18 protein-coding genes and 3 tRNA genes are annotated in these 24,270 nt (G+C 35.7%); 4 read left to right on the top strand and 17 right to left on the bottom strand.

Features of this window, described 5'->3' with window-relative positions; translation table 11 throughout:
* Positions 1-222: 222 nt before the first annotated feature.
* The 11 genes from ACXR6G_RS01430 to ACXR6G_RS01380 all read right to left on the bottom strand — a co-directional run bounded on the left by ACXR6G_RS01430 (position 223) and on the right by ACXR6G_RS01380 (position 12,696).
* The gene (locus ACXR6G_RS01430) at positions 223-654 is read right to left on the bottom strand and encodes a DUF1801 domain-containing protein (RefSeq protein WP_458359612.1); all 432 of its coding nucleotides are present in this window, start codon (positions 652-654) and stop codon (positions 223-225) included.
* A 157-nt stretch (positions 655-811) separates the two neighbouring features.
* The gene (locus tag ACXR6G_RS01425) at positions 812-1,849 is read right to left on the bottom strand and encodes a serine hydrolase domain-containing protein (RefSeq protein ID WP_458359611.1); all 1,038 of its coding nucleotides are present in this window, start codon (positions 1,847-1,849) and stop codon (positions 812-814) included.
* A gap of 221 nt (positions 1,850-2,070) precedes the next feature.
* Positions 2,071-3,147, bottom strand: coding sequence for a ribosome small subunit-dependent GTPase A (gene rsgA / locus ACXR6G_RS01420; protein ID WP_458359610.1), 1,077 nt, complete (start codon positions 3,145-3,147; stop codon positions 2,071-2,073).
* A complete protein-coding gene (locus ACXR6G_RS01415; protein WP_458359609.1) occupies positions 3,125-3,679 on the bottom strand; it encodes a dihydrofolate reductase family protein in 555 nt (184 codons plus the stop codon). The genes rsgA and ACXR6G_RS01415 overlap by 23 nt, the downstream gene beginning before the upstream one ends.
* Positions 3,680-3,728: 49 nt before the next feature.
* Positions 3,729-4,520 (bottom strand): GNAT family N-acetyltransferase, encoded by a 792-nt coding sequence (locus ACXR6G_RS01410; protein ID WP_458359608.1) that lies wholly within the window; start codon positions 4,518-4,520, stop codon positions 3,729-3,731.
* 2 nt (positions 4,521-4,522) lie between these two features.
* Positions 4,523-5,059, bottom strand: a complete 537-nt coding sequence (locus tag ACXR6G_RS01405; RefSeq protein ID WP_458359607.1) for a TetR/AcrR family transcriptional regulator — start codon at positions 5,057-5,059, stop codon at positions 4,523-4,525.
* Positions 5,060-5,415: 356 nt separating this feature from the next.
* On the bottom strand, positions 5,416-5,904 hold the full coding sequence (locus ACXR6G_RS01400; RefSeq protein WP_458359606.1) for a pentapeptide repeat-containing protein: 489 nt from the start codon (positions 5,902-5,904) through the stop codon (positions 5,416-5,418).
* A 230-nt stretch (positions 5,905-6,134) separates the two neighbouring features.
* On the bottom strand, positions 6,135-7,628 hold the full coding sequence (locus ACXR6G_RS01395) for a short-chain fatty acid transporter (RefSeq protein ID WP_458359605.1): 1,494 nt from the start codon (positions 7,626-7,628) through the stop codon (positions 6,135-6,137).
* A gap of 313 nt (positions 7,629-7,941) precedes the next feature.
* On the bottom strand, positions 7,942-9,048 hold the full coding sequence (locus ACXR6G_RS01390; RefSeq protein ID WP_458359604.1) for an agmatine deiminase family protein: 1,107 nt from the start codon (positions 9,046-9,048) through the stop codon (positions 7,942-7,944).
* Positions 9,049-9,129: 81 nt separating this feature from the next.
* Entirely contained in the window at positions 9,130-9,933 is an 804-nt protein-coding gene (locus ACXR6G_RS01385; protein ID WP_458359603.1) for an AraC family transcriptional regulator, read from the bottom strand.
* A 282-nt stretch (positions 9,934-10,215) separates the two neighbouring features.
* Positions 10,216-12,696 carry an AsmA family protein gene (locus ACXR6G_RS01380; protein ID WP_458359602.1) on the bottom strand — a complete coding sequence of 827 codons (2,481 nt, stop codon included), beginning with the start codon at positions 12,694-12,696 and terminating at the stop codon, positions 10,216-10,218.
* Between the two features lie 282 nt (positions 12,697-12,978).
* On the opposite strand from ACXR6G_RS01380, the gene ACXR6G_RS01375 reads away from it, so the two are divergent.
* The 3 genes from ACXR6G_RS01375 (at position 12,979) to ACXR6G_RS01365 (ending at position 13,593) form a co-directional block, all read left to right on the top strand.
* Positions 12,979-13,052, top strand: a tRNA-Arg gene (locus ACXR6G_RS01375).
* A 213-nt stretch (positions 13,053-13,265) separates the two neighbouring features.
* A tRNA-Arg gene (locus ACXR6G_RS01370) sits at positions 13,266-13,339 on the top strand.
* Positions 13,340-13,519: 180 nt separating this feature from the next.
* Positions 13,520-13,593: transfer RNA gene (locus ACXR6G_RS01365), tRNA-Arg, on the top strand.
* Between the two features lie 870 nt (positions 13,594-14,463).
* On the opposite strand, the gene ACXR6G_RS01360 is transcribed toward ACXR6G_RS01365, so the two are convergent.
* The gene (locus ACXR6G_RS01360) at positions 14,464-16,965 is read right to left on the bottom strand and encodes an IPT/TIG domain-containing protein (RefSeq protein WP_458359601.1); all 2,502 of its coding nucleotides are present in this window, start codon (positions 16,963-16,965) and stop codon (positions 14,464-14,466) included.
* A gap of 297 nt (positions 16,966-17,262) precedes the next feature.
* On the opposite strand from ACXR6G_RS01360, the gene ACXR6G_RS01355 reads away from it, so the two are divergent.
* Positions 17,263-19,275, top strand: coding sequence for an IPT/TIG domain-containing protein (locus tag ACXR6G_RS01355; protein WP_458359600.1), 2,013 nt, complete (start codon positions 17,263-17,265; stop codon positions 19,273-19,275).
* Positions 19,276-19,518: 243 nt separating this feature from the next.
* Here the strand turns inward: ACXR6G_RS01355 and ACXR6G_RS01350 are convergent, their stop codons facing one another.
* From ACXR6G_RS01350 to ACXR6G_RS01330, 5 genes are all read right to left on the bottom strand, one after another.
* Complete coding sequence (locus ACXR6G_RS01350; protein WP_458359599.1) at positions 19,519-20,079, bottom strand: C40 family peptidase; 561 nt, start codon at positions 20,077-20,079, stop codon at positions 19,519-19,521.
* Between the two features lie 242 nt (positions 20,080-20,321).
* Positions 20,322-21,440 (bottom strand): ABC transporter permease, encoded by a 1,119-nt coding sequence (locus ACXR6G_RS01345; protein WP_458359598.1) that lies wholly within the window; start codon positions 21,438-21,440, stop codon positions 20,322-20,324.
* A gap of 17 nt (positions 21,441-21,457) precedes the next feature.
* Positions 21,458-22,564: an ABC transporter permease gene (locus ACXR6G_RS01340; RefSeq protein ID WP_458359597.1), complete on the bottom strand. Its 1,107-nt coding sequence runs from the start codon at positions 22,562-22,564 to the stop codon at positions 21,458-21,460.
* Between the two features lie 17 nt (positions 22,565-22,581).
* On the bottom strand, positions 22,582-23,328 hold the full coding sequence (locus ACXR6G_RS01335; RefSeq protein ID WP_458359596.1) for an ABC transporter ATP-binding protein: 747 nt from the start codon (positions 23,326-23,328) through the stop codon (positions 22,582-22,584).
* On the bottom strand, positions 23,321-24,262 hold the full coding sequence (locus tag ACXR6G_RS01330) for an ATP-binding cassette domain-containing protein (protein ID WP_458359595.1): 942 nt from the start codon (positions 24,260-24,262) through the stop codon (positions 23,321-23,323). Before ACXR6G_RS01330 ends, ACXR6G_RS01335 begins: the two co-directional genes overlap by 8 nt.
* Positions 24,263-24,270 lie beyond the last annotated feature (8 nt).

The following is a 24,270-nucleotide window of genomic DNA, read 5'->3' as shown; positions in this document are numbered from 1 at the left end:
CCTTTAAAAACAAAAAATCCTCGTCAGTGTGAACTCTCGATGTTTATTGCTTTGGCTGAATTGAATCAGCTATTTCTTAATTGATTTCACCTATTTTGTTTCTCTAGCTTTAGCTAGCAATATAAAGTAAAAGGGCTGACTCCTATGTGGAGTCAGCCCTTTCTTTAAGTTTTAACGTACATATATAGTGTTACCTGTTTTGGTCTTTTGTCAATTTGCCCCTTATTTTTTCCTGCAAGAACATTCGTGATGCTCATTAATGTATTTAATTGATTCTATACTGAGTTCTTGTAAAATTCTAATATTGATGTCAGAAAGTTTTTTCACATAAATGCAGGCTTTACCCATTTTGAATTTACCGAGCTCAGCTAACAATAATTTACTTCTTTCTGTATCAGAATAAACGTAGAGTGAGAAGGCTGCTTTTCTCGGAGAAAATCCAAGAACTGGCGCATCTCCTTCGTGTCCGCTTGCATACTTGTAATGGTAGTTGCCGAATCCGATAATGGTCGGTCCCCACATTTTGGGTTCAGACTCAGACCATTCCTGCATCAATTCTATCAAACGGAAACTGTCAGCTTTTTTCTGTTCGTTGTCAACAAATGAGTTTATAAAATCTATGACGCTTTTCCCTGAGTAAGTTGTCTTTGCCATAATTCCGATTTTGATTACTGTATTAAAATCTTTTCCATCTTTTTGCCTTTCGCCAATTCTTCAAAGGATGACTTTACAAGCTATCGCGATTGTGCTATTGTCTAGGATTGCTGCTAAGGCTTAGTATAAAGAACGTTTCAAAGCCTTCTGTATATAATTATGAGCTTGTTTGCCTTTTCAATATTTTAACAATTCTATTATTTATAATTTCTGACAAGTTCCAATTGTACAGTTTAGGATCAGTTGTACTGTAGAACTCAATAACAACAGCATCAAGGTCTTTGTGATATTTTGCAAAACTTTGGTATCCCGGAACCCAACCTGCATGTTCATACTCATAAATGGAAGCATAAATTTCCTGTTCTCCTGGTTCAAACAATGAGCCATCGTTCAATGCCCTTAGGAAAGTACCCACGTCTTCTGCTGTGGCCAACATGCCATGTTCGTCTGCCTTTAAATCGAAGGGATGTCCTACATGATAGCCACTCATCACATCGTCCATATTCACTTCACTTAGCGAACCGAAGGTATTGTTAAGGTTTAGCGGCTTTAGAATTTCTTCCTGAATGAATTGAAAGTTTCCATACCCTAGTTCATTATCCATTATCCTATTGATTAACAGGTAATTTGTGTTGCAATACTCATAGTCTTTACCGGGTTCAAACTTGGCCGGTTTATCCAGAATTAATGCAAGACTTTCTTCATAGGTCTGTGTTGGAGCTGCCCAAAAATTCGGAGCGTCCGTAAAATTGGGCATGCCACTTCTATGCTGTATCATCAATCTCAAGCTAATTTTATCAGCGTTTTCAATTCTACCTACAAGCTCCGGTAAATAATCGGCGATGGTTTTATCCAAAGAAAGACGTTCATCACTGACTAATTTGGTGACAGCCACAGCATCATATAACTTACTGATGCTGGCAATCTTAAATAGAGCTTTAGGTTTGGCAGGTATCTTCTTTTCTCGGTTATGCCAGCCTGCGGCATAAAACGCTGGTGGCTTCCCAGCTTGGTCTACATAAGCAATCATTCCGTCAAAACCATGACCAGTGGCTTCATCCAACTGTTCTTGAACCGTAACTGGTAGTGGAAGTATCCACGCCTTTACCAAAAGCCATGGTACAAAAAACATGGAGGATATACTTGCTATAATAAGTACTATTCTGAAAATTTGTTTTATTTTTTTCTTGGCCATACTACTTTAGGGTTTTGATTTTATAAGGATGCATTACATCTGACGGATTTAATATCAAAAAAACTCGTAAGGGTGAATTTACGAGTTTTTTCTGTAAGCTGAATTGAATCAGCTATTTCTTAGTTGATTCCACTTTTTTTGTTTCACTAGCTTTGCCTAGGATTATAAAGTAAAGGGCTGATTTCACAGTGGAGGCAGCCCTATATTATTAGATGTTGTTCTTAGAACTTATTATTCTTCCTCTGCTTTTTAACTTCTCGAACCATCTTACCGAAGTTTTTATCTTTCTGTTTCTTTTCCACTAGGCTGGCATTAAAATGTGCCTGCTCTCTTTGCATTTTCTGAAAGTTAGAGTAAGAATCCGAATCAATATGTCCACTATCAACTGCCTCGAGTATGGCACAGCCTTTTTCATTAGTATGCGTACAATCTTTGTATTTACAGTCGTAAGTCAGCTTTACAATGTCATCAAAGGTGATTTCAAGCCCACTATTAGAATCAGCAAGGCCAACTTCTCTCATGCCTGGATTGTCAATTAGAATGCCGCCATTTTTCAGAACGACTAACTCTCTGTGGCTAGTGACGTGCTTTCCTCTATCAATACTTTGACTAATTGCATTGGTCGTCATTAATTCTTCACCTACTATTTTGTTTAAAAGGGTTGACTTCCCAACGCCTGACGAACCAAGCAAACAATAGGTTTTTCCTTTACTGATAATCGCTTCTAATTTATCCAAGCCAATTTGAGATTGATTACTAATCGCAATGAGTGGAACATCTTTGATGCGTTCTTTTATTTGAGTCAGAATTGTTTCTAAGGCTAGCTCATCAATCAAGTCAATTTTACTAAGAATGATTAAAGGCGTTACTTTTGAAGCGTTGCAGATTGTCAAATACCTTTCCAATCTGTTTATACTGAAATCTCTATTAACCGATTGAACAATTAAACCGTAATCGATGTTTGTTGCAATGATTTGTATCTGCCCGGTTTTTCCAACCGCTTGCCTTTCAATGATTGAATATCTTGGCAAAATGGAGTGGATCAATGCCTTATTTTCATCATATTCTGAAATAGCAACCCAATCTCCAACAGCAGGTAGGTCATAGCGATTATTAGCAGTAAACCTTAAATTTCCGATGAGTTCAGAATCATATTCTGTACTAGCTGTTTTAACGATATATCTATCTTTGTGTTCTGATATAATGCGACCAATATCGAAAGATTCAAGATTATTGTCCTTACAGTATTGTTCTAAACCCGTATTGCAGCCTAAATCATTGAGTGTTAGTTTTTTCATTTTGTATCAGCTTTTCATTCTCAATCCTGTAATGCAATTGAACTAATCCGGTAGAAAATGTTTGGTTGTCAAGCAATGTTAATTTTTTTCTCTTCAGAATATCCATAAACAATGGTTTTCCGCTTCCGAGAATTAGTGGGTGAACGGAAATGATTAATTCATCAACTAGATTGGCATTAATCATGTCGCTTACTATACTCGCTCCACCGAATAACCAGATGTCTTTTCCTTGTGAATTGATTATTGTTTCAACTTCCTCTTCAAGGTTCTCACTAATTATTTTAAGATTAGGATCCTCACTTTTCATGCTTTTAGAGAATACCACTTTCTTTTTATCAGAAAAGGCATCTGGCATTTCTCTAACCAATTGGTCATAGCTTTTTCGTCCAAAGAATATCGTATCCGTTTGGTTCAAAAAATCGGTCATTCCATAGTCTTGATCCATTAAACACCAATCAATTTCTCCTTTGGGCCCTTCTATATATGAATCCAGACTTGTACACAAGTTCAGAATTATTTTTCGTTTGTTCATGCTGCTTATTTATACGAGTAATCAATTTACAAAGTTTTCTCAAATTGAATTAACTATCAGTAAAACTGATATCAAAAATGATATTGGAGTAATAAAAGCCTGATTTCTCTATCATTTTCTTTGAAGCTATATTTTCCAATGTGGTAGAACAAATAGGTTTTCTTCCTAATTTTAACACTCGGTTTACTTGCATTTGCATGACTTGAGTTGCAATACCCTTACCTTGATAGTCTCTGTTAACGATAATTCCCAAATCAGCAATCCCAGGCTGCGAATCGCTGATTCTGCATTCACTGGTGGCAATTATCACATCTGATTCCTTGATCATGAAAATCTCTTTTCGTGAAACAAGGTTTTCGGTATAACCAAAGGTGTCATCCATCCCTAATTGTTCTTTCAAGAAGGCTTTAATAGCAGGAATATCTTCATTCGAAACGAGATCGATATTCAATTTTGAGTTGACTTCAATGGCTGTATTCGAATGCTCAAAACAGAAGGTATTTGCCTTGGTTGATTTTGAATGAAACAAACAAGCATTAAATGCTATAGGTTCATTTGAACTCAAGCTAGCTGATTTAATCAGTTTCGATTTGATTAATTCTTCAATGACTTGATCCATTTTTGAATTAAACGCTTCCAGGAGAAATATTTGTAGCAGGCTGTCCTCATCGTTTATGCAACAATAGCCCATAGTCGTCTTATCCTTTTCAATTAGATAATGCTGTGAGGAAGCTATGTATAGCAATTCCCACATGGCGTCGATTGGTGCTGATAGGTTTTGATATAGTTCCGATCGTAATTTAGTAATGCTGTCTGTATGATCTGTTTTTATAAAATTCATCGCTATGCGTATTTTTTTATTAGATGTTCTTTGATTTGCTTTAAGGGGAAATCTTCATAAATTCCTAAATAATTAAGTGCAACTCCATCCAGTTCTGCAATGAAAATATGGCTTAATACTCGTGAATTTTCAGCATCTATTTCGTCGAATATATCACGAGTAGCTTTCAGTATAAACGAAGACCTTTCGTTTATTAAATCATTCAATATCTCGCGAGTTTTAGGTTGAACAATCACATTCATGTTAAACTGAAAGAACAACTTATCTTTTTCCAATTGCGAAAAGAACGATTCCAAAAGTTCTGCCAGGCGTTCGTTAGGAGAAAGCTTCGTTTTATCATTTTTGTTAATTTCAACGATTAAGTTCGTTGTTTTCATGAATATCTCTCTCAGCAAGCCATCCTTTGACTTAAAATGGTGAGAAATTAGACCCTTTGAAACATTAGCCGTTTCGCATACCGCCGACAGTGGTGTGTTTTCATATCCTCTTTCTGAGAATAATTTGGTGGCTATTTTTATTAATTGTTCTCTCTTATCCATAAAACTTATATCCTTTATCGCAAACTGACCGCACGTGCAGTCGGTTCAAATGTATGAATAATATCTTAATCTGCAAGAGCTATGATTTATTTACGTTTGGAATTAGAAGTATTGGGAGGAGAGGAGCAGCAAGCTGTTTTCTGATTTACTTGGGATGGATACTTCGATTAAAACCACCACCACATGCTGCCGCACGATTATATACTGTGGTTATAATTTATAAACAAAGGAACGCGATGCTAATCGCGCAGTAGCATATGCAACGACTAAATAGAAAAGGGCTAACTCTTTTGTGGAGTTAGCCCTTTTTTTAGTTCTTACTTTGTTATGATTTAACGTCTTAGTTGAAATCAAGTCTAAGAGCTATAATCGATATCTAATTGGTATTTATGTAGTAAACCTTCAAGATTGAATGCTGAAAATTTGGCTTTCTTTAATTTATTAGATTCAGTATCTATCGAATAGTTTTTTGCAGTTCTAAAATCTACCTTTTCTAGTATGGTACTTAAAAATACAGCATTGCTTAAGTCACAGTCAGAAAATACTGAAGCAGATAAATTTACTTCAGTAAAATCAGTCTCTTTCAAAGAGCATTTATCGAATTTTGTTTTCATCAACCTTGTGCCATAAAACGTAGAATAATCTAAATGACAATTATAGAACGAAAAAGAGAACATAAATTTGTTGCACTCCGAAAAATCAACACCTAAAATCTTACACTCCTTAAAGGTCGCATTCCTAAAACCTGCCCCTTGAACTTTTGCCATCGAAAAGTCGCAATTTTCAAAAGTACAATCTTCAAAACTGTTACCAATAAGATCACTTCTTACGAAAATACAGTTCACAAATCTACATTTATAAAATTCTCTATCTCTTAAAACTTTTTCCGTGTAGTCAATACTTGTGAACAACTTTCTTTCGTGTGTTTTTATTTCAACTGTCATTGAATCTATCTTTCTCTTTTGTTATTTTAATTCTGTTTAACTAAGACGACTAATGGTCTTGCTAAGTTTCGTGGGTTCCCGATTTCGGATGATCTTAAGTCAAGGGATTTTTTTATGCCTTAAATCTCACTTTAAAAGAGCGTTAATCCGAATAAAAAGATAATACCGCCCGCCAAGAAGAGTAAGAGCGTATAGGGTAGAATATCTTTCGCTTTTAAGCCCGTAATTCCTAACAATGGCAAGGCCCAAAAAGGTTGAATCATATTGGTAAGTTGGTCTCCATATGAAAGCGCCATAATTGCTTTTGGATAAGAGACGCCCAATTCTTGTGCAGAGGCAATAATAATTGGTCCTTGCACGGCCCATTGCCCGCCACCACTTGGTACAAAAACATTGACTAAACCAGCGGAGAAAAAACTATAAATTGGAAAACTATCGGTTGTGGAAATGGCGACAAATACATCTGAAATTTGGCCAATTAATCCGGAGCCAATCATAATGCCTAATATGCCAAAATAGAGGGGGAATTGCAATAAAATACCCGTTGCACCTGAGATAGCATTTCCAGCGGCTTCTAAAAATTGGGTGATGTTTTTATGGAAAATAATGGCTGTACCTAATAAGGTGAAATTGATAAAGTTTGGAGTTAGAAATTTCAAACTCAATTCTTCTGGCAAAATGGCGGCTTTGTAAAAAGCATAGAATAAAATTAGCCCCCCAATAATCCATCTAAAAATGGAAGAGTGATCAAGTTTCTCGGCGCCTTCATGGTTTTTTTCTTCAAGCGTTTCTGCCATGATGGGTTGGGGAAGTTTCTTAAAGCTAAAACTGCGTTTTCCAATCCAGTACATAAAAAGAGGCACACAAATTAAAAGTAATAAGGTGACCGTGATATTCATACTAGAGAAGATGGTTTCATTCATGCCTACTTGATTCGGCAGTGCAGCTAAATCAATTCCCGGAACATTTTCAACTAAGTCTTTAAGATTTCCTTCTTCCGCAGCTTTTATTGGAGATGAACCCGATATGCCGCCATGCCAAACCATTAAACCAACATAGGCAGCTGCGCCTATCAAAGGATAGTTCAATGGTTTATTTTCACGGTGGAATTTTTCACCGACTTTGCGGGCTAATATGGCGCCGAATATTAATCCTAAGCCCCAATTAAAAAGGCTCACGACTATAGTCGAAAATGTAACGATAAAAGCAGTGTTTGCCGTATTCGTACAAGGGCGCAATAAGGTGTCAATGAGACGCGAAATAGGTTTGGATAAGGCAATAATATGCCCTAATACCAACATTAACATCATTTGATACGCAAAATAGAGGCCTCCTTTGCCGTCATTCCACAAACCGTTTTCCCAAAATCCAGCCAAATCTAGAATATAAGCGCCTGCACCAGTGTCAGTGGGTTTAGTAAAGATTAAAGCGAGTAAAAATGTGAATAGTGTGAGTAGAATCGCAATAGTAAAAGGCGTTGGGAGTAACTTTTTATAGATTGATGCGAATTTTTCTGTAAATGTCATGGATTTACATTTATAAAATTCTCGATCTCTTAAAGTCTTTTCCGTGTTGTCAATATTTCTGAACAACTCTCTTTCGTGCGTTTTTATTTCAATTGTCATTGAATCTAATTTTCTCTTTTGTTATTTTAATTCTGTTATGCTCAGTCGCCTAAAGTATGTATAACATCAATATTGATGTTATACCGCCATGTTGGAGGGGTAAAAGCATCTTATTATGATATTAAAACAAAGTTATGATAATTGCATTAACATTATTACTGTTTAGTTAGCGGGATTCTTATATGGATGCATTCCACCTTATGGGCTTAAAAACAAAAAAATCCTCGTAAGAATAAACTCACAAGGATTATTGGTTTGTCTGAATTGAACCAGCTATTTCTTAGGATTGAAATCTTTTTGGTCTTTTATTCTTTTATTCTTTTGGTTGCTGTTGGGTTACACAATGTATCATTCCACCATTCGCATATAGATTTCTGCAATCTATACCAACAACTTTTCGGTTTGGGTAAATGCTTTGTATAATCTCTAAAGCCAATTGGTCATTGGGATCCTTGTATATTGGAACCAAAACCTTGGTGTTTGCAATGTAATAGTTGCAATAAGAACCTTTGCCAACATTTTTTCCGTAAGTCGTCATCACATCATTTTGACTTAGAGGAACAATTAGAAATTCATAGGCTTCTCCATTCTTATTTGTGGCTGCATATAGTTTATTAATATCCGATTGCTTTACATCATAGTACTTTAAATCATTCTTGTTCATCGTTATAATGGTGCTTGAGTTTGCGAACCTGGCAAAACCATCGACATGCTGATCTGTAATGTCTAATCCGGCTTGACCGTCGAGCCAAATAAAATTAGTAACGCCATAATATTTAGTGAAAATCTCTTCAGCTTCTTTCTGGCTCATACCAGGGTTTCTATTGCTATTTAAAATAGAACTTTTACAGCCCATTAGTGTTCCGTGACCATCTGCCTCAACACTTCCACCTTCGTTAATCATTATCTCATTTAAATCTAAGACAGGTACGCCTTGGTCTTTAGCAATTTTACTTGGAATGGTATTACACTTTTTAAAATCTGTTTTCTCTCCCCAGCCATTGAATCCCCAATCTTGTATAAGCAATTTGCCATCTTTATCGCGAACATAAATAGGACCATTGTCTCTAGTCCAAAAATCGTCGGTTTGATAAATTTTAAAATCTATTTTCTCTAAAGGAATCTCATCAAGCTTCAAAAGCTCAATAATTCGATTTTTCTCTGTTTCATTATAGGCTACAATGTGTACATTTTCGCTAGTCGCCAATTCTTTAGTAATTGCCACCCAGGTAGCATCCAAATCCTTGCGGAAATCGATACCATATTGATAATGGTGAGGCCATTGCAACCATGTTCCTTCATGTGCTTCACTTTCTTCGGGAAAGCTGTATTGCGCTTCTAGCCTAGGCTCAGTATTATGAACTTCATCTTTGCTACAAGATGTTAAAACTGTCAAAACCATTAAACTTATATACATCATCTTATCCATCCTTTTAGTTTGCGTTAATAATATGACAAAGAAATGGAATGCCATTGGCATACACTTTTCCTAAAACGACAATTATTTTACGGGCACGTAGATTTCAGTTCGATAGCCTTCTTTATTTTTGATATCATTGTCGATTAAATAGTGTTCGACTATCGGCCCATTATCAATTTCATAGTTTAAATGGTAAATCCAATTGTAAAATATCTGTTGATAGGTATTTTCAATGGAATCAAAATCACCTGAATGAGAGAATTTGAGATATTTCTTTCCAAAAATATGTTTCGAGAGATAGTCCTTTGAATCTACCTGACTATCGATACATGCTTCGTACCTGCAGTTTGCTTTATCCGAAATAAGAGGTTGATCCAAAATAAGTCCGTAATAGTTTGTGCTATCATTGTTTGCTGTGTCATTCTCTATTGAATTCCAAAGGCGATTTATTGACTCATTACTGTAGTTGTAGGTCATGATGAGCTTGTAATAAACGAGTTTTAAGGGAATGTGAACCAATTCATAATCGATTCTTTTTTCATCGTCCTCATTTTGCTGAATATAGTTATCAAACAAAACCTTCTTTGTATTTCTGGCCTCAGTAGGAGTGATATCGAAATGTTTTACAAAGGCCTTGTTAAAGGACGATTGATTCTCGTAGCCAACATCGTATGCTATATTTTTAATGGATTCGCTGGTGTAAACCAAACTTTTATACGCATTTTCCAATCTTAGCCTTTTCTGACAATTACTTATGGTTTCATTAAAGAATCTTTTAAACAGGCGTTGACTATTTCTTTGTGAACAGCAAGCCAGATCTTCAATTTCACCTTTAGTTATGGTGCTATGATAATTTTCATCAATGTATTTTAGAATTCTTTCCATTTCAAGTGACTAGATAATTTCAAAATCTGAATTTGCTGTATGGTTAATTGCTACTTACTAGTTTATAACAGCCCTAAAAATGTTGATTCTCACATATCTCTAAAGGGTCTTGTTATTTTCCCATTGGGAGAGGGCATTATCTTATCATGAGTCTAAGTAAAGCTATCAAAACTGCATTAATATTCATATCCTAAGGATACAAAAAAACCTCGTAAGAATGAACTCACGAGGTTTATTTGCTTTGCTGATTTGAATCAGCTATTTCTTAATGATGAGAGCTTTTTAGAACAGCTTCTTAAATAAGTCTCTGGCTTTTTTTTCCAGATCTTTTTTGCCTTTCTTCTTCAGTTCTTTCAGTGCAGCATCCTTCGCTTGCTTAATCGCTTTGCTTAGGTCTAGGTTCACTTTAGGATCGTCAGTGGTTCCTGTAATCTTAACAGATACATCAAGTTTCTGAATACTTTTGTTTCCAGGAATATTAGCTAGAAATTTGTTGACATCGCCTCCCAATTCTTCTTTAGGCAGTTTCATGTCCATGGTGAAATCCAGTTTCCCATCAACTGATTGTGTTCCATAGATCGTTGCGTCGTGTCCGGCAATCTTAGTTTTAAAAGGTTTCACGATTATATTTCCGTCTGTGATAAGGAAATCCATATCGAATTTTGAAACTGAAATGCGTTTGTATTTATCATTCTTAAGCGCTTTAGCTAATGCAACAAAAGCCTTACTGTCTTTAATGATAATACCTCTTGAGTGGAATGCCCCATTACCGTTTAGGGTATTCATGACAGGAGCCATTTCTTGGTCCAATTGAGATTTAATTTTCAAATCAGAAGATACTTTTCCTTCGCAGTTTAATGCCATTGGAATCATCGCCTTAACCATACTTAAAGACTCGTAAGTCGATTTGATATCAAACTCGTTTACATCTAAACTAAAATCGAAGTTTGGTTTTTTAACATCCTTGGTGCTGTATGAGCCGTTCATGGTCATTTGCCCTTTAAGCATATTCATCGAAAGGTTGGTCAGTTTTGCAACCGAATTCTTAACAACGATTAAGCCTTTCACGTCTTCAATCAGCATTTTATCAAAAATGATTTTTTGCATGTTTGCAACAAATTTGATATCCAAATCAGCAGGAACAGGTATTACTGACATTGGAATGGTATCTGTCGTTTCTACTGCTGTTGTATCTGATTCAGTCATAAATTCATTCAAGTCGAAGCTTTTTGAATTCATGTTGAAGTTCCCCTTAAGTGTTTTCCCCTTTAAGGCATAAGGAATGTAATTTTCAAGTCGACCATTCAGTTGTACATCAGACTTTCCAATACGAGAATCGAATGAATTCAACTTGATAAACTGAGGTGTAAAGCTCAATACCGAGCTTACGATTCGAATACCTTGTGGGAAATCAGGTGTGGTGAATTCAAAGTTCTTAAGCTTAAGATCACCCTTAGCCATGAATTTTTCATATTCTTCCTTTTCGATAGCCGATAAACGACCTTTGAAACTGATATTAGAAGTTATTCGACCCGCTATCTTAATACTATCCATAGGAATGGCATGACGAATTTTTGCAAAATCGATAACACCTATACAAAGACCACTAATCTCAGGATCGCTCATTGGTGTTTTAATATGAATCTCAGCATCTATAGGGTTGTTAGCAATTTCCATGTGAAATGCATTCACATCAGTAACAAGAGCATCCAAATCGCCACCTGGGTGATTCACTTCAGCATCAATCTTAATATTATTGATGGTTTCGGGTAGGTCTGGGTATTTTATATTGCCATCAGCTACTTTTAGTTTTGCACCAAAGGCAGGCATGTGATCTTCTCTGTATTCACCCTTAACGAATGCATTCAGAACCAAGTTCCCCGTTGTTTCCAGTCCTTTGACATCTTTCAAGAACTCTTCTGGAACCATAGATAACAGAGATTTAAAATCTGTCTTTTTAGCATCCAGTTTTAGATCCATTTTATAGGCATCTTCCAACATGGCGAAACTTCCCATCATGCCAAATTCCAAATCGTTTAGAGTCAGCTTGTTTTCTTTGAAGTCGAAAATCATATTCTCTAAATCCGCACCTAAAGCAGCCTCTAAACCTAAGTCGGCATTCTTAAGGTATTTGATACCTTCATAATCGAACGTGATTCCAGTAGCCGTAGAATTAATATTTAGATTGGTTTCTTTAGCAGAAAAATCACCGTTAAGGCTTAAATCCAAATCAGCAAGAACCAAGTTTGCTTTTAAAGTGGCATCGTGGTATTCCAAAGCGAAATCTTCTACACGTACCTCTTCGAATATAATCTTGAAGTCAGAAGCTTCGGTGCTTTCTTCCTCAACAACGACTTCTTCGGCTGTAGCCTTAGAGATATCCCAATTGGCTTTTCCTGATTCAAGAACTAAAGCATTTACCTTTGTTTTGGCTAATACGATAGCCCCAACATTAAGTTGTTCACCTGAAATTGCCGAACCTAAATCGACAGCCGTATATAAACTGCCCACATAGGCCAAGGTGTCATTTTCAAATTCACCCTTACCAACGACAGAAATACCTTGTATCTCAACGAATAATTTGGGAAAATTTTTAAACATAGATAAGCTGACATCAGCAATCTCAATTTTTGCATCTACAGCTTTATCCATTTCTACTTTCACACGATCCATGATCTGATCTTTGAAAAGGTAGGGCAGTAGAGCTAATAGTAGTATCAGTACTAGAATTATTCCACCAAAGATTTTTAAGAATTTCTTCATTTCAGTATTTTTATTTTTACAAAGTTGATTTAACAAAAAGGGAAAATTGTTTCAAATATTAAAATTAGCCTTTTTTAGCTTCAGAACAATTTACCTGCTCATGTTTTAATGAATTTTAAGCATAAAAGCCCTCAAATTAAAAGTCTTTAAATTTTTTTCATTTTGTATACGGTTTAGATTCAGCTTCGTATAATGAATAAAGGGCTTTCTGTGTTTTTTTGCAGTGAAAACACTTGCAGCATTCGAAAAAAAAACCCTATATTTGCATCGCAATTAAGAAAAGGACGTGTAGCATAACTGGATAGTGCACCTCGTTACGGCCGAGGAGGTTGGGGGTTCGAATCCCTCCATGTTCACAGAAACTCGCTTCAAGAAGCAAATCGATTTCATTTATTGAATGACGTTTTGAAGATTAAAGAGGGTGAGAATCCAATAGGGTTCGTAATATATTAATGACGAACGAAGTGAGGAATCATCCCTCCATGTTCACAATAAGGACTTATACAGATAACGATTTGTATAAAATGATTCAGAAGGTAATCCGTAATTCTGATCGAAAAAAACATAATGGACGTGTAGCATAACTGGATAGTGCACCTCGTTACGGCCGAGGAGGTTGGGGGTTCGAATCCCTCCATGTTCACTTAATGAAGAATGAATTTCCCACCAAGTTAGGAGGGATGAGAACCCAAAGGGGTTCGTAATATATTCATGACGAGCTTGTGAGGAATAATCCCTCCATGTTCACTTTAAGATTTTCACAAAGTGATTTGTGTAGATTAAATCAGAAAATTCCATTAATCTGATTCAAAAAAAATATACTGGACGTGTAGCATAACTGGATAGTGCACCTCGTTACGGCCGAGGAGGTTGGGGGTTCGAATCCCTCCATGTTCACTTATAAAAAGAGAATCTTCCATATTACTTGGGAGATTCTCTTTTTTTATACAAGATTTTGGGGATGAGAACCCGTTGGGGTTCGTTACGAAGTACTCGACGAGGAACGAGGAGTCATCCCTCCATGTTCACTTATAAAAGAGATCTTTCATTAATTTGATTGATCTCTTTTTTGTTGCACTAGATTTTGGGATGAGAACCCATTTAGGGGTTCGTAACATGTTCATGACGAATGAAATGAGGAGTCATCCCTCCATGTTCACTTAAACTCATCAAGAAATTGGTGAGTTTTTTTTGTGCCAAATTTTAGTGATTCCCTAAAGGATGAGAACCCATTTAGGGGTTCGTAACTTGTTCATGACGAATGAAATGAGGAGTAATCCCTCCATATTCACTTAAACTCATCAGGAAACTGGTGAGTTTTTTTTGTGCCAAATTTTAGTGATTCCCTAAAGGATGAGTCCCGATAAATCGGGATTGGGATTCGTAACATGTTTATGACGAACGCAGTGAGGAGTAATCTCTCCATGTTTTTTCGCTCAAGCCGCTAGGCTTCAACTTTTTCTCCTTAGATGAGAAAAGTAGACTACCCCGAAGGGTTCATGAGCACTTGAAATTTAATCAGCGAATAAAAAATCAAATCAGCCTGATCCTTCTCTATTCTATGTGGATGTAAAAGTAGCACGCCTCACGGCAGGCTGACAAGGCCCGATCAAAGCTTTCTTTTTCCATTTCCTAAGATCTCAAATATTTAACTCTCTATGTCTTAACTTGCTGTCTATATAAATGTAGCAACTCCAGTTGGGGTCACAAAGAAAATCCTCCCAAGCTGGGCTTAGGAGGATTTTTTGCTTAAAACCCTTAAATGGTTTAATGCTCAAGGGGAATTAACCCATCTATTGGCATTTTGTAGGTTTTTGTTCTTTTCGGACTCCAGAAGGAATTGGAGAAATAGAGGTATCCATTCAATTCGAAAATATGGTAGTTACGACCGTCACCAGGAGGTGGAACAAAGCCTTCCCACTTATCATTTACCGGGTTATACATTCTTAATCCGATAAGTCCATATTCGCCATGGTGTGCCAAATAAGCCTTTTCCTTGTAGATTATTGTAGCGGCTTCTGTTTTAATATTTGCTGTGAATCCATCATGTTGAATCCATTCATCATTGTCGAAATCATATTTGTAAAAATCGGACATTCCATTATAGCCATTTAGGCCCCATTCAAAGGCCAGATAGCCTTGATTATTGATGGTAAAACTAACTGTTTTGTTTTCAGATCTGAATTTTTGAGGAGCCTTACTTTTTTCTGACCAGGTATGATTATCGAGGTTGAAGCAGATAAATGTGCGATATGATCCAATATAGAATTCATTACCATTTAAAAAAGTGAAAATATTACCATATAATTTTTCTTGCTTCTCATCTCGTTCGATCCTAGTAAGGGTTTTATCCGACATCGAGTAAATAGCAAGTTCGTGTCCATCATTATAATAAGATAATATGAGCTTATCTTCATAAACAGTACTTCCCATAAAGTATGCATCAGAAAGATCTAATGAGGAGAAGAACTCCCAGCTTTCATTGTTGCTATTGAACTGGTATATTTTTTCACCATTATCAATCAATGTTGGTTTTCCTTTACAAATGCCTAAATAATGAACATTACCTTCAAAATTGGTTTCACTTACATATTCCCAAGGCTCAACAAAATTTAATGTTTCAGGGTATTCAAGCTCTTGCACGCCATAGCCTAAGGTCATTTTCATATTCGCAGCCATCGGTTTGTCGATCTCGAATTGAACAAGGAATTCATCGCCATTTCGTTCCAGCACTTTGCAATAATGGTTTTCTATTTTAAACTGAGCATATTGGTCAATGGGGTTGATGTTTTTTGCTGTCACCCGAAGTTTCTGACCACGCATAAAGGTATTGGGGGAGATGTCAACAATTTCAGCCTTTAATACATCAACTTCAATATCTGTTAAGGTATCGAAATAGTTGGGGTATTCATAGTGCAGTGATAACTTGTGCTTACCGGCTTTAGCCTCCACCCAGTATGTTATGGTGTTTTCATCTACTACGTTATACGAATTACTATTTTGATCTCCAATTTGTAATTCTGTTCCCGTAATAAATTTCTCTCCTTTAATGGTGATTTGATCTCTCCCGTAAATTGTTGCTTTTTCAACTGAGTGAATGCTTGGGGGTATCCAATAAAGTTTCGATTGGGATTTAACCTCAATGCCATTATAGTATGCTACTAAAGTGTCATTGGGAACAAGATTTCGAACGAGAAGTTTGATAAGGGTATCCGACTTGGAAAGAACACTCGTACTGGTATAGGTTAAACTGGGATGTTTAAATGTGTAGATGGCATTTAAGTTCTGACCTTTAATCTTGACTGTATCGTTGTACCACACCTTGTGAGGAGAGAATGATTCGATTGTGGGTAATATACCTGTTAATAAGTTGTCGAAGCTGCTTGTGTTTTCTAAGTATTTAATTTCCAGAAGTAAGTCTCCTGTTTTAATACCTCTTGGGATTGTTATTTTAATTATGTTATTCGATTCAACTTCAAAATCGTTATAGTATCGCTTTAATTTTTTGCCATCAATAGATATTTCATCTATCAGGTTCATATATTTGCCGTAGAGTTTAATTTTTTTACCACTGACGACATATTTATCCGAAACAGAGTTGATAACAGGAGGTTTTATATGAAGGTCCTTCTCACTCTGATAATAATTGCCAGCCACATTGATAGTAAGAGGTAGTTGGAGCATATTAATACTATTGGGGACAGTAACTTTTAGAAGTGTGTCGGTGGCGTAGAAAGCTTTTTGTAGTGAATTACCAAATCCCACCTCAGCGTATGAATAGGGCTGTTTTAAATATTTTCCTTTAATGGTAATGGTATCTCCGATACCAGCCAATTGTGGTTCAAAGCTAAGCCAACCATCAATTTCTCCACACTGACTGATAAACTTGAAGAGTTCGCCATACATGATTTCACTATCAGTTTTGACATAAGAACAAACAACGAATTCTTTGCCTTTGATAAGATTCTTGTTTATAGTTCCGAAGAATTCCAATTTATTTTTACTGCTTTCTCCAAGAGAATACTTATACATACTTGTGAAATCGGGTTTCTCTTGATAAAAGTAATTCGACAAATAATAAATGAATCCGTGATCTACAATATGAGTTGTTTTTGGAACGATATATTCTCCATGTATATAAGCCCCTTCTTCTGTTACCATTTCTACACCAATAGTGATAACCTCAGGTACAATTATTTTATGATCGTCTTTACTGCACGAAAATAGAATGGCAATAAGGGTAGTTAGTGTAAATAGTTTGTGTTTCATAAACTAGTAGAGCAAGGCGTTTTAGTAAGTAGAATTAAAAACATAAAAATACTTTAATTTGTGTGATTATGAAATGCATTATTTCTATAGAACAGAGCAATATTCTATTTAAACTAAGTCTATATTTAGAGGAGAAACCTTAGTTTTTATTATGTTCTTAACAGAATTGTAAATCAACTTTGTAGTTTTATGATATTTTTATAAATAAAAATCAGAATAATCTTTGATTTTTTAGGATCAGCTTAGTTAATAATAAGTCTAGTCGAGTTTGTTGTTTAATAAAAGGAATTTCATCATATGAAAAGTAGAATATTATTTTTTTTTACAATAATTCTAATCATTTATGGCTGTGAAAAAGACGCTGATGATAAGGATGATACACCTTCGGTAAAAACATTGAGTGTAGAAGTTTTAGAAGATGGAGGTGTTATTTTATCTGGAGTGTTAGATAATCAACAAGCGATTATAAATCATGGTTTTGTTTTATCGGGTGATAGTCTTTTTATGACTTATCCAACTTGGATATATTATTTGGATGCACCAGAAAAGGCAGGTGTTTTTAAAAAAGAAATTGGCTCTGGTTTAAAAACGAATCAGGTGTATTTTTTTAAAGCTTTCATTGAAACTGAAAATAGAAAAGTGTTTGGACTGGTAAAACCTTTTTTGTCAGAGGGCAGTAAAGTGCCTAAAATCACTGAAATTATTCCTGAAAAAGCGCATGTCGCTGATACAATATCAATTATCGGACACAATTTTGGCAGAGATGCACGCTATGCTTCAATATTTATGGGCGATAAAAAAACTCGAATCATTAGCTATTCCGATACCCTAATAAAATGTCAAATCCCAGAAGATTTAAGTGCCAAGGAAATGATCCTTAAGGTCAATTGCTTCGATAAAAAGGATTCGGTTTTATACGCATTGCATAAACCTGTTATTAAAAACTTTTCTCCAGCTCAGGCTACTTTTCGAGATACGGTTTGGATCACTGGAGAGCATTTCGATTTTTCTACACAAAGAAATAAGATTCACCTAGGAAGTGTTGAAGCAGAAATTATATCATCAAGCAGAAATAAAATAGGCTTTATTGTACCGGATGAGTTTGATAAGAGTAAGATTGAAATAGATTTATTTACTCAAGTTCAAAGGATACAAAGCACCAATACATTTAACTTGCTTCCTCCTGAAATTATATCAATACCAGAATCAGCTTATTCAAATACAGAATTGGTTATTGAAGGTAAATTTTTTCATCCTGATCTCCGTAAAAATAAAATATTGATAGAAGGTATCGAAGTTAAGCTTATATCTGGGACGGTTGATCAGCTAATAGTAAAAATACCTTATGGACCTTTCCCAAGGGGATATGCAGACATACAGCTTAATGTTGAAGTTTTTACTATTAAGGCAACGAGTGATCTCTTTATAAGTGACAAATGGTTGATGATTTCAAACAGCTTACCATTTGGGTATTACCGGGAGGTTGGGACATTTACACTTAAAGAAACTGCTTATGTTATTTCCAATTCGAAAGATTATACAGATGATAATACTTATTTGTGGGAATACAAGGATGACACTAATGAGTGGTTAAAGTATGATATCCCCTTTGAATTTAAAAATTTTGGAATTTGTTCCAGTGCCAATGACAAGGGCTATGTTTATACTGCTACAAAAGAAAATAATTTTTGGGAATTTGATCCTGACACAAAAAACTGGACACAAAAAACGAATTTTCCAGGTGCCAGAAGAGATGGTGCTGCTTCCTTTTCGATTGGTAATGGTATTTATATTGGCATTGGGGCTGATTTTGAACCTTATAGTGAAATTGTGTATAGGGACTTTTATTGTTTTGATCCTTTGTCGAATAGCTGGACAAGAATAGAAGATTTGGGCATAGAAAAATATTGGGGACGTACAGAAACTTCAACTTTTGTAATTAATGATGTAGCCTATTTGCTTGGTGGAGCAAGGCATACAGGAATGCATGATGTTTGGGCTTATTCAACAAATACAAAGGAATGGAGTCGGGTTGCTGACTTTCCAAACGCAATGAGTTATACAAGTTCTTTTAGCTTAAATGGTAAAGGGTATATTGCTAATGGGGCATCAGTTGGAGGTTCAGAGACTAAATATTGTTGGGAGTATATACCTGAAAATAATGAATGGAGTCGAACTGATAATATTGGTTATAAAGGTAGATTTGGAGGTTTTGCCTTTGTTATTAATAATACGGCTTATGTTGGCGGTGGCTCCGGAGGTAGCTATAATGATTTGACAGAGTATGAATTATATAGATTGAGTAAATAACAACTTACATTCGTTCATGACAGGCAAGCATTAGATTTTCAGGTGTTTATGTCTTAAGCGGTAATGATATAATAATAAAATATAAATTTACTAAGGTGTCTGAAGCACATAGCGCGGATCGAATATCTTAGTAACTAAGGGGAGTAAATTAGGGTATGTGTTTAAAAATACAAGTTTGTAAACTGCATATTTGTAGATGTTTATGAGTAAAGTCTTAAGTTCTGTTGGGACCTTACACATAATTTAGAAGATTCTCCTTGATGCGAGGTAACGTTTTAGCCAATAAGGATTATTCAATTTCGATTTCTTGAGGCCTTTCTTTGTTGAAACATGCATAAATTGGTTGTCGCCCATAAATATGCCAACGTGACGATAACGTTTTGAGGTTCTAAATAAAACCAAATCCCCAATTCTAAGCTGACTCTTTTTTATAGGAGTTCCTACTTTAAGCATGAGACGCGTTGTGCGTGGTAATCTAATGTTGAAGACATTCTTGTAGGTAAATTGAACAAAGCCCGAACAATCGAAGCCTTTTGTACTTGTTCCTCCATATTTATAGGGAACGGCCTTGTATTTGTTGTAGTGTGTCTCAAGTTTGTGCTTGACACTGGTCTTCTTTTTAGGGTTTTGAGTCTTCAGATTGTCAGTTGAGTCAAGCTGTTTTTTTTGCACCTGTACCTCAACTTTTTCTTTAGTTTTTATATGAATAGCCTTATCCGTGTTTTGCTTACTGATATGTCTTTTTGTAGAACAAGAGGCAATTGTAAGAACTGTTAGAATAAGGAAAAGGACTTGTTTAAACATAGAGTGGTTTTGGTTTTTTATTAGAGAGATAGCCTGTTGGTGGCAAACTATTTCTCTAATAAGATTAACCTTTATTCACTGTACTTATTGTCTGTTTTGTGTTTTATACCGAATATTAATTTGTATAAATCATTTGTGTGCTTCGTTTCAAATAGCTAACAAATTATATATCGGCATTATACCAAAATAATTATCAGGCTATAAATAGCCAAAATCTTTTATAAATGGTGTTAAATATGGTGCTAAGCTACCTTTCTATGCATACTCACGGCAAAAGTAACTGCCGATATAGCAAATATGCCTAGTATGGCTAGCTCTTTAAGGATATCAAAAAAACCAGAACCTTTTAGCATGATCATTCTGATAATCTTAATAAAATAAGCAATTGGATTAAGTATGTTTAATTTTTGTCCCCATTCGGGCATACTTTCAACCGGTGTAAACAGGCCGCTCATTAACAGGAAAATCACCATGAAAAACCAAGCTATAAACATGGCTTGCTGTTGGGTATTGGTTTGTGTTGAAATAAGCAAGCCAAAGCCTAAAATTGCAATTAGATATACAAAAGCGACTAGGTAAATCAACCAAACAGAACCTAACAATGGAATTTGAAATATAAATGTTGCTACCACAAGACCAACTCCCAATTCGAAAAATCCGATGACTAGGAAAGGGATTAGCTTGGCTAGCAGAAATTGTGATTTTGTTATCGGCGTTACATTGATTTGCTCAATCGTTCCAATCTCTTTTTCTCGCACCACATTCATGGCAGACAAAAACAAGCTGATCACAGTTACCAATAAGACAAGTAGTCCTGGTAACATGTAAGGTATATACTTCATCTCAGGATTGAACTGATGAGAATAAGTTGATCTCACAATATTGTGTTGATTGTCTTGTCCAACTTTTGCAAAATTCGGTTTTATATCTTGATTATAATCTTGTATAACAGAGTTGATATAAGCATTGTATAAACCTGCCGAGCTTGCATTTATGGCATTTACCAGCACCTGTACGGATGCCTGAGTTTTTAAATCAACAGATTTTCCGAAATCTTTATTAAAGACAAGAATCGCATCGATATTGTCTCTAAATATTTCCTTTTCCGCCTCTTCTTCCGAAAATCCAATCTCTTTAACCGTGAAGAATGGAGAACCATTAAACTTAGATATCAACTCTCTGGAATGACTCGAAAGATCTTTATCTACAACATACAAATTTGTATTCTTCATATCGTAAGTAGCCGCAAAAGACAAAACGCAAAGCTGCAGAATTGGCATCACAAATATGATGGGTAACATGCTCTTGTTACGAAAGATCTGTAGAAATTCTTTTTGTAATAAATATTTTAATATTCGCATAACTTTTTCTTTCTGTATTACTCCAATCTTATTTTAAACTTCTTCAAACTGAGCCCAATGAAACCTATTGTCATGGCAATTAAAATCAAGGTTTCCTTCCATACATATTCAATGCCAACACCTTTCAGCATAATATTTTTCAAAATCACGATAAACCACTTTGGTGGAATTAGATTACTAATAACTTGTAAGGGGAGAGGCATGTTTCGAATTGGGAAAATAAAGCCAGAGAGTATAATGGTAGGCAGCATTAAGCCAAACATCGAAAGCATCATGGCTACTTGTTGACTCTTAGCCACTGTCGATATATAAATACCTATGGATAAAGCCAGAAAGATGAAAAGAATACTCTCAGCCATCAGCAAGGCAAAACTACCAAGAATGGGAACGCCAAATATGAAATATCCCATGCCTATAATGACCAATGCATTGATAAATGATAAAACTAAATAGGGTGTGACCTTCCCTAAGATGATTTGTAGTGGATTTAAGGGTGATACAAGTAGGATTTCCATGGTTCCCAACTCTTTTTCCCTTGCGATTGATATTGATGTCATCATGGCTGAAACTAACATGAGTATGGTAGCCATGATACCTGGAATGAACATGAAAACACTCTCCAAATTAGAATTGAAATACATGCGTGTTTTAGGCTGAATAGAGAAGGGTGCTTTCTTACCACTATTGATTTCGACATTATAATTCTGAAGAATGCCTTGCAAATAATTGACTTCTAAATTCGCCATATTTGGATCAGTAGCATCCGTTAGAATTTGAATATTTGCTCTTGTGTTTTTGATTAGTTTCGCACCAAAATCAGGCTCGAAAACTACAATTAGTTTCACATCACCTTTCTTAAAAACCGCATCCGCTTCTTCTGCAGATTTGAGATTCTCAGTCAGAACAAAGTAACCCGATGAGGTTATTTTATTAATGATTTCTGCTGAATATTCATCCTTTGAGTGATCTAAGACAGCCATCTTTACATCTTTAAGGTCAGTGGAGATGACATAGCCAAAAAGCATGATCTGAACGATTGGCATTCCAAACAGAATAAGCATTGACCTCTTATCTCGAAAAATATGATAGAACTCCTTTTTTAAAAATCCAATAAATCGATTCATCTATATAGTTATTAAACTTATTCTATGTTAGTTGCTGTTCTAGCTAAGCTTAGAAAGACCTGATCCATATCGTCAGCATTAAACTGTTCTTTCAATTTTTCAGGTGTATCCAGAGCTTCAATTTTTCCATCTACCATGATGGATACCCGGTCGCAATATTCAGCCTCGTCCATATAATGGGTTGTCACAAAAACCGTGATTCCAGCTCGTGCCGCATCGTAAATCAAATCCCAAAATTGTCTTCGGGTTACGGGATCGACACCACCCGTTGGTTCATCGAGAAATACAATTTTTGGATCATGAAAAATGGCAACTGAAAAAGCTAATTTTTGTTTCCATCCCAAAGGCAAAGCACTAATTCTTTTATTTCGTGCATGCTCTAAGTCAAGTTTCTTTAGTAGATCATCTGCTTTAGAGTTGATTTTAGATTTGGATAAGCCATAAATACCCCCATAGAAACGGATGTTCTCAAAGACAGTTAAATCCTCATAAAGAGAGAATTTCTGACTCATATAGCCAATATTTCTTTTGACTGATTCTCGTTCCGTATAAACATCAAAACCGGCAACATTAATTTCTCCAGAAGTTGGGTAAGATAAACCACAAAGTATTTTGATGGCTGTGGTTTTACCCGCACCATTTGCTCCTAGGAAACCAAAAATTTCACCAGCTTCTACTTCGAAGGATAAATCGTCGTTGGCAGTAAATTCTCCGAACTTTTTGTACATGTTTTTAACACGGATCACCTTTTGCTTGCTATTCATGCGCTTCTGATTTTGTGCTTAATGCCATGAAACAATCTTCGATACTTGGCTTAATTTTTTCGATTACAATACTTGATCTTCCTTTGTTTTCCAGATAAGTTTTTAGTTCATTAATCGAAGCTTCATTTTGTATATCGGTGTAGTGTAAACTTTGTCCGAAAAGAAAAACCGAATGGGTAGATTTAAACTCTCTCAAGTCGAGCAATGTCTGATAATTATCGTTGCTCTTTATAGCATATAGCTCTTTCCCGAATTGCTCAACAATCTCAGATGGCGTATTAACTTGTAAAACCTCACCATCCTGAATTAAGGCAACACGTTCGCACAAATTTGCCTCGTCCATATATGGAGTTGCAACCACAATTGTGATTCCTCTCGCTTTAAGTCCCTTTAGCATCTGCCAAAACTCAGATCTGGAAACAGAATCGACACCCGTAGTTGGCTCATCGAGCAATAGAACTTTGGGTTGGTGGATTAATGCGCAACAAAGAGCTAGCTTCTGTTTCATTCCGCCAGATAGTTGCCCTGCCAAACGATCTTTGAAAGGTTCAATTTGTAACCAAATATCTCGGATCATATCCATATTATCTTCGATTTTGGTATTAAAAACAGTCGCAAAAAAGCGCAGGTTCTCAATCACACTTAAATCCTGATAAAGAGAAAATTTACCTGGCATATAACCCAACAAGCTTCTGATTTTCTTGTAGTCTTTTACGCTGTCAATTTCGCACAGTGTTGCAGAACCTTCATTGGGTAATAATAGGGTTGCCAATAATCGGAAAAGGGTTGTCTTACCTGCACCATCTGGTCCAATCAGTCCAAACAATTCTCCTGATTTAATATCTAAATTGATGTTTTTGAGAGCCTGCACATTCCCATAACTTTTAGATACATTATCTACTTGTATACTTGCATCCATATTTTTATATATCATCTAATTTT

Source organism: Ancylomarina sp. YFZ004 (assembly GCF_054254355.1).
The sequence above is the reverse complement of the archived record's forward strand: the minus strand, read 5'-3'. Positions and strand labels throughout refer to the sequence as shown.

What these genes read in the sequence shown, in the direction of transcription:
- ACXR6G_RS01430 (WP_458359612.1), bottom strand. Translation starts at nt 654, where the DNA reads ATGGCAAAGACAACTTACTCAGGGAAAAGCGTCATAGATTTTATAAAC.
- ACXR6G_RS01425 (WP_458359611.1), bottom strand. Translation starts at nt 1,849, where the DNA reads ATGGCCAAGAAAAAAATAAAACAAATTTTCAGAATAGTACTTATTATA.
- rsgA (WP_458359610.1), bottom strand. Translation starts at nt 3,147, where the DNA reads ATGAAAAAACTAACACTCAATGATTTAGGCTGCAATACGGGTTTAGAA.
- ACXR6G_RS01415 (WP_458359609.1), bottom strand. Translation starts at nt 3,679, where the DNA reads ATGAACAAACGAAAAATAATTCTGAACTTGTGTACAAGTCTGGATTCA.
- ACXR6G_RS01410 (WP_458359608.1), bottom strand. Translation starts at nt 4,520, where the DNA reads ATGAATTTTATAAAAACAGATCATACAGACAGCATTACTAAATTACGA.
- ACXR6G_RS01405 (WP_458359607.1), bottom strand. Translation starts at nt 5,059, where the DNA reads ATGGATAAGAGAGAACAATTAATAAAAATAGCCACCAAATTATTCTCA.
- ACXR6G_RS01395 (WP_458359605.1), bottom strand. Translation starts at nt 7,628, where the DNA reads ATGACAATTGAAATAAAAACGCACGAAAGAGAGTTGTTCAGAAATATT.
- ACXR6G_RS01390 (WP_458359604.1), bottom strand. Translation starts at nt 9,048, where the DNA reads ATGATGTATATAAGTTTAATGGTTTTGACAGTTTTAACATCTTGTAGC.
- ACXR6G_RS01385 (WP_458359603.1), bottom strand. Translation starts at nt 9,933, where the DNA reads ATGGAAAGAATTCTAAAATACATTGATGAAAATTATCATAGCACCATA.
- ACXR6G_RS01380 (WP_458359602.1), bottom strand. Translation starts at nt 12,696, where the DNA reads ATGAAGAAATTCTTAAAAATCTTTGGTGGAATAATTCTAGTACTGATA.
- ACXR6G_RS01360 (WP_458359601.1), bottom strand. Translation starts at nt 16,965, where the DNA reads ATGAAACACAAACTATTTACACTAACTACCCTTATTGCCATTCTATTT.
- ACXR6G_RS01355 (WP_458359600.1), top strand. Translation starts at nt 17,263, where the DNA reads ATGAAAAGTAGAATATTATTTTTTTTTACAATAATTCTAATCATTTAT.
- ACXR6G_RS01350 (WP_458359599.1), bottom strand. Translation starts at nt 20,079, where the DNA reads ATGTTTAAACAAGTCCTTTTCCTTATTCTAACAGTTCTTACAATTGCC.
- ACXR6G_RS01345 (WP_458359598.1), bottom strand. Translation starts at nt 21,440, where the DNA reads ATGCGAATATTAAAATATTTATTACAAAAAGAATTTCTACAGATCTTT.
- ACXR6G_RS01340 (WP_458359597.1), bottom strand. Translation starts at nt 22,564, where the DNA reads ATGAATCGATTTATTGGATTTTTAAAAAAGGAGTTCTATCATATTTTT.
- ACXR6G_RS01335 (WP_458359596.1), bottom strand. Translation starts at nt 23,328, where the DNA reads ATGAATAGCAAGCAAAAGGTGATCCGTGTTAAAAACATGTACAAAAAG.
- ACXR6G_RS01330 (WP_458359595.1), bottom strand. Translation starts at nt 24,262, where the DNA reads ATGATATATAAAAATATGGATGCAAGTATACAAGTAGATAATGTATCT.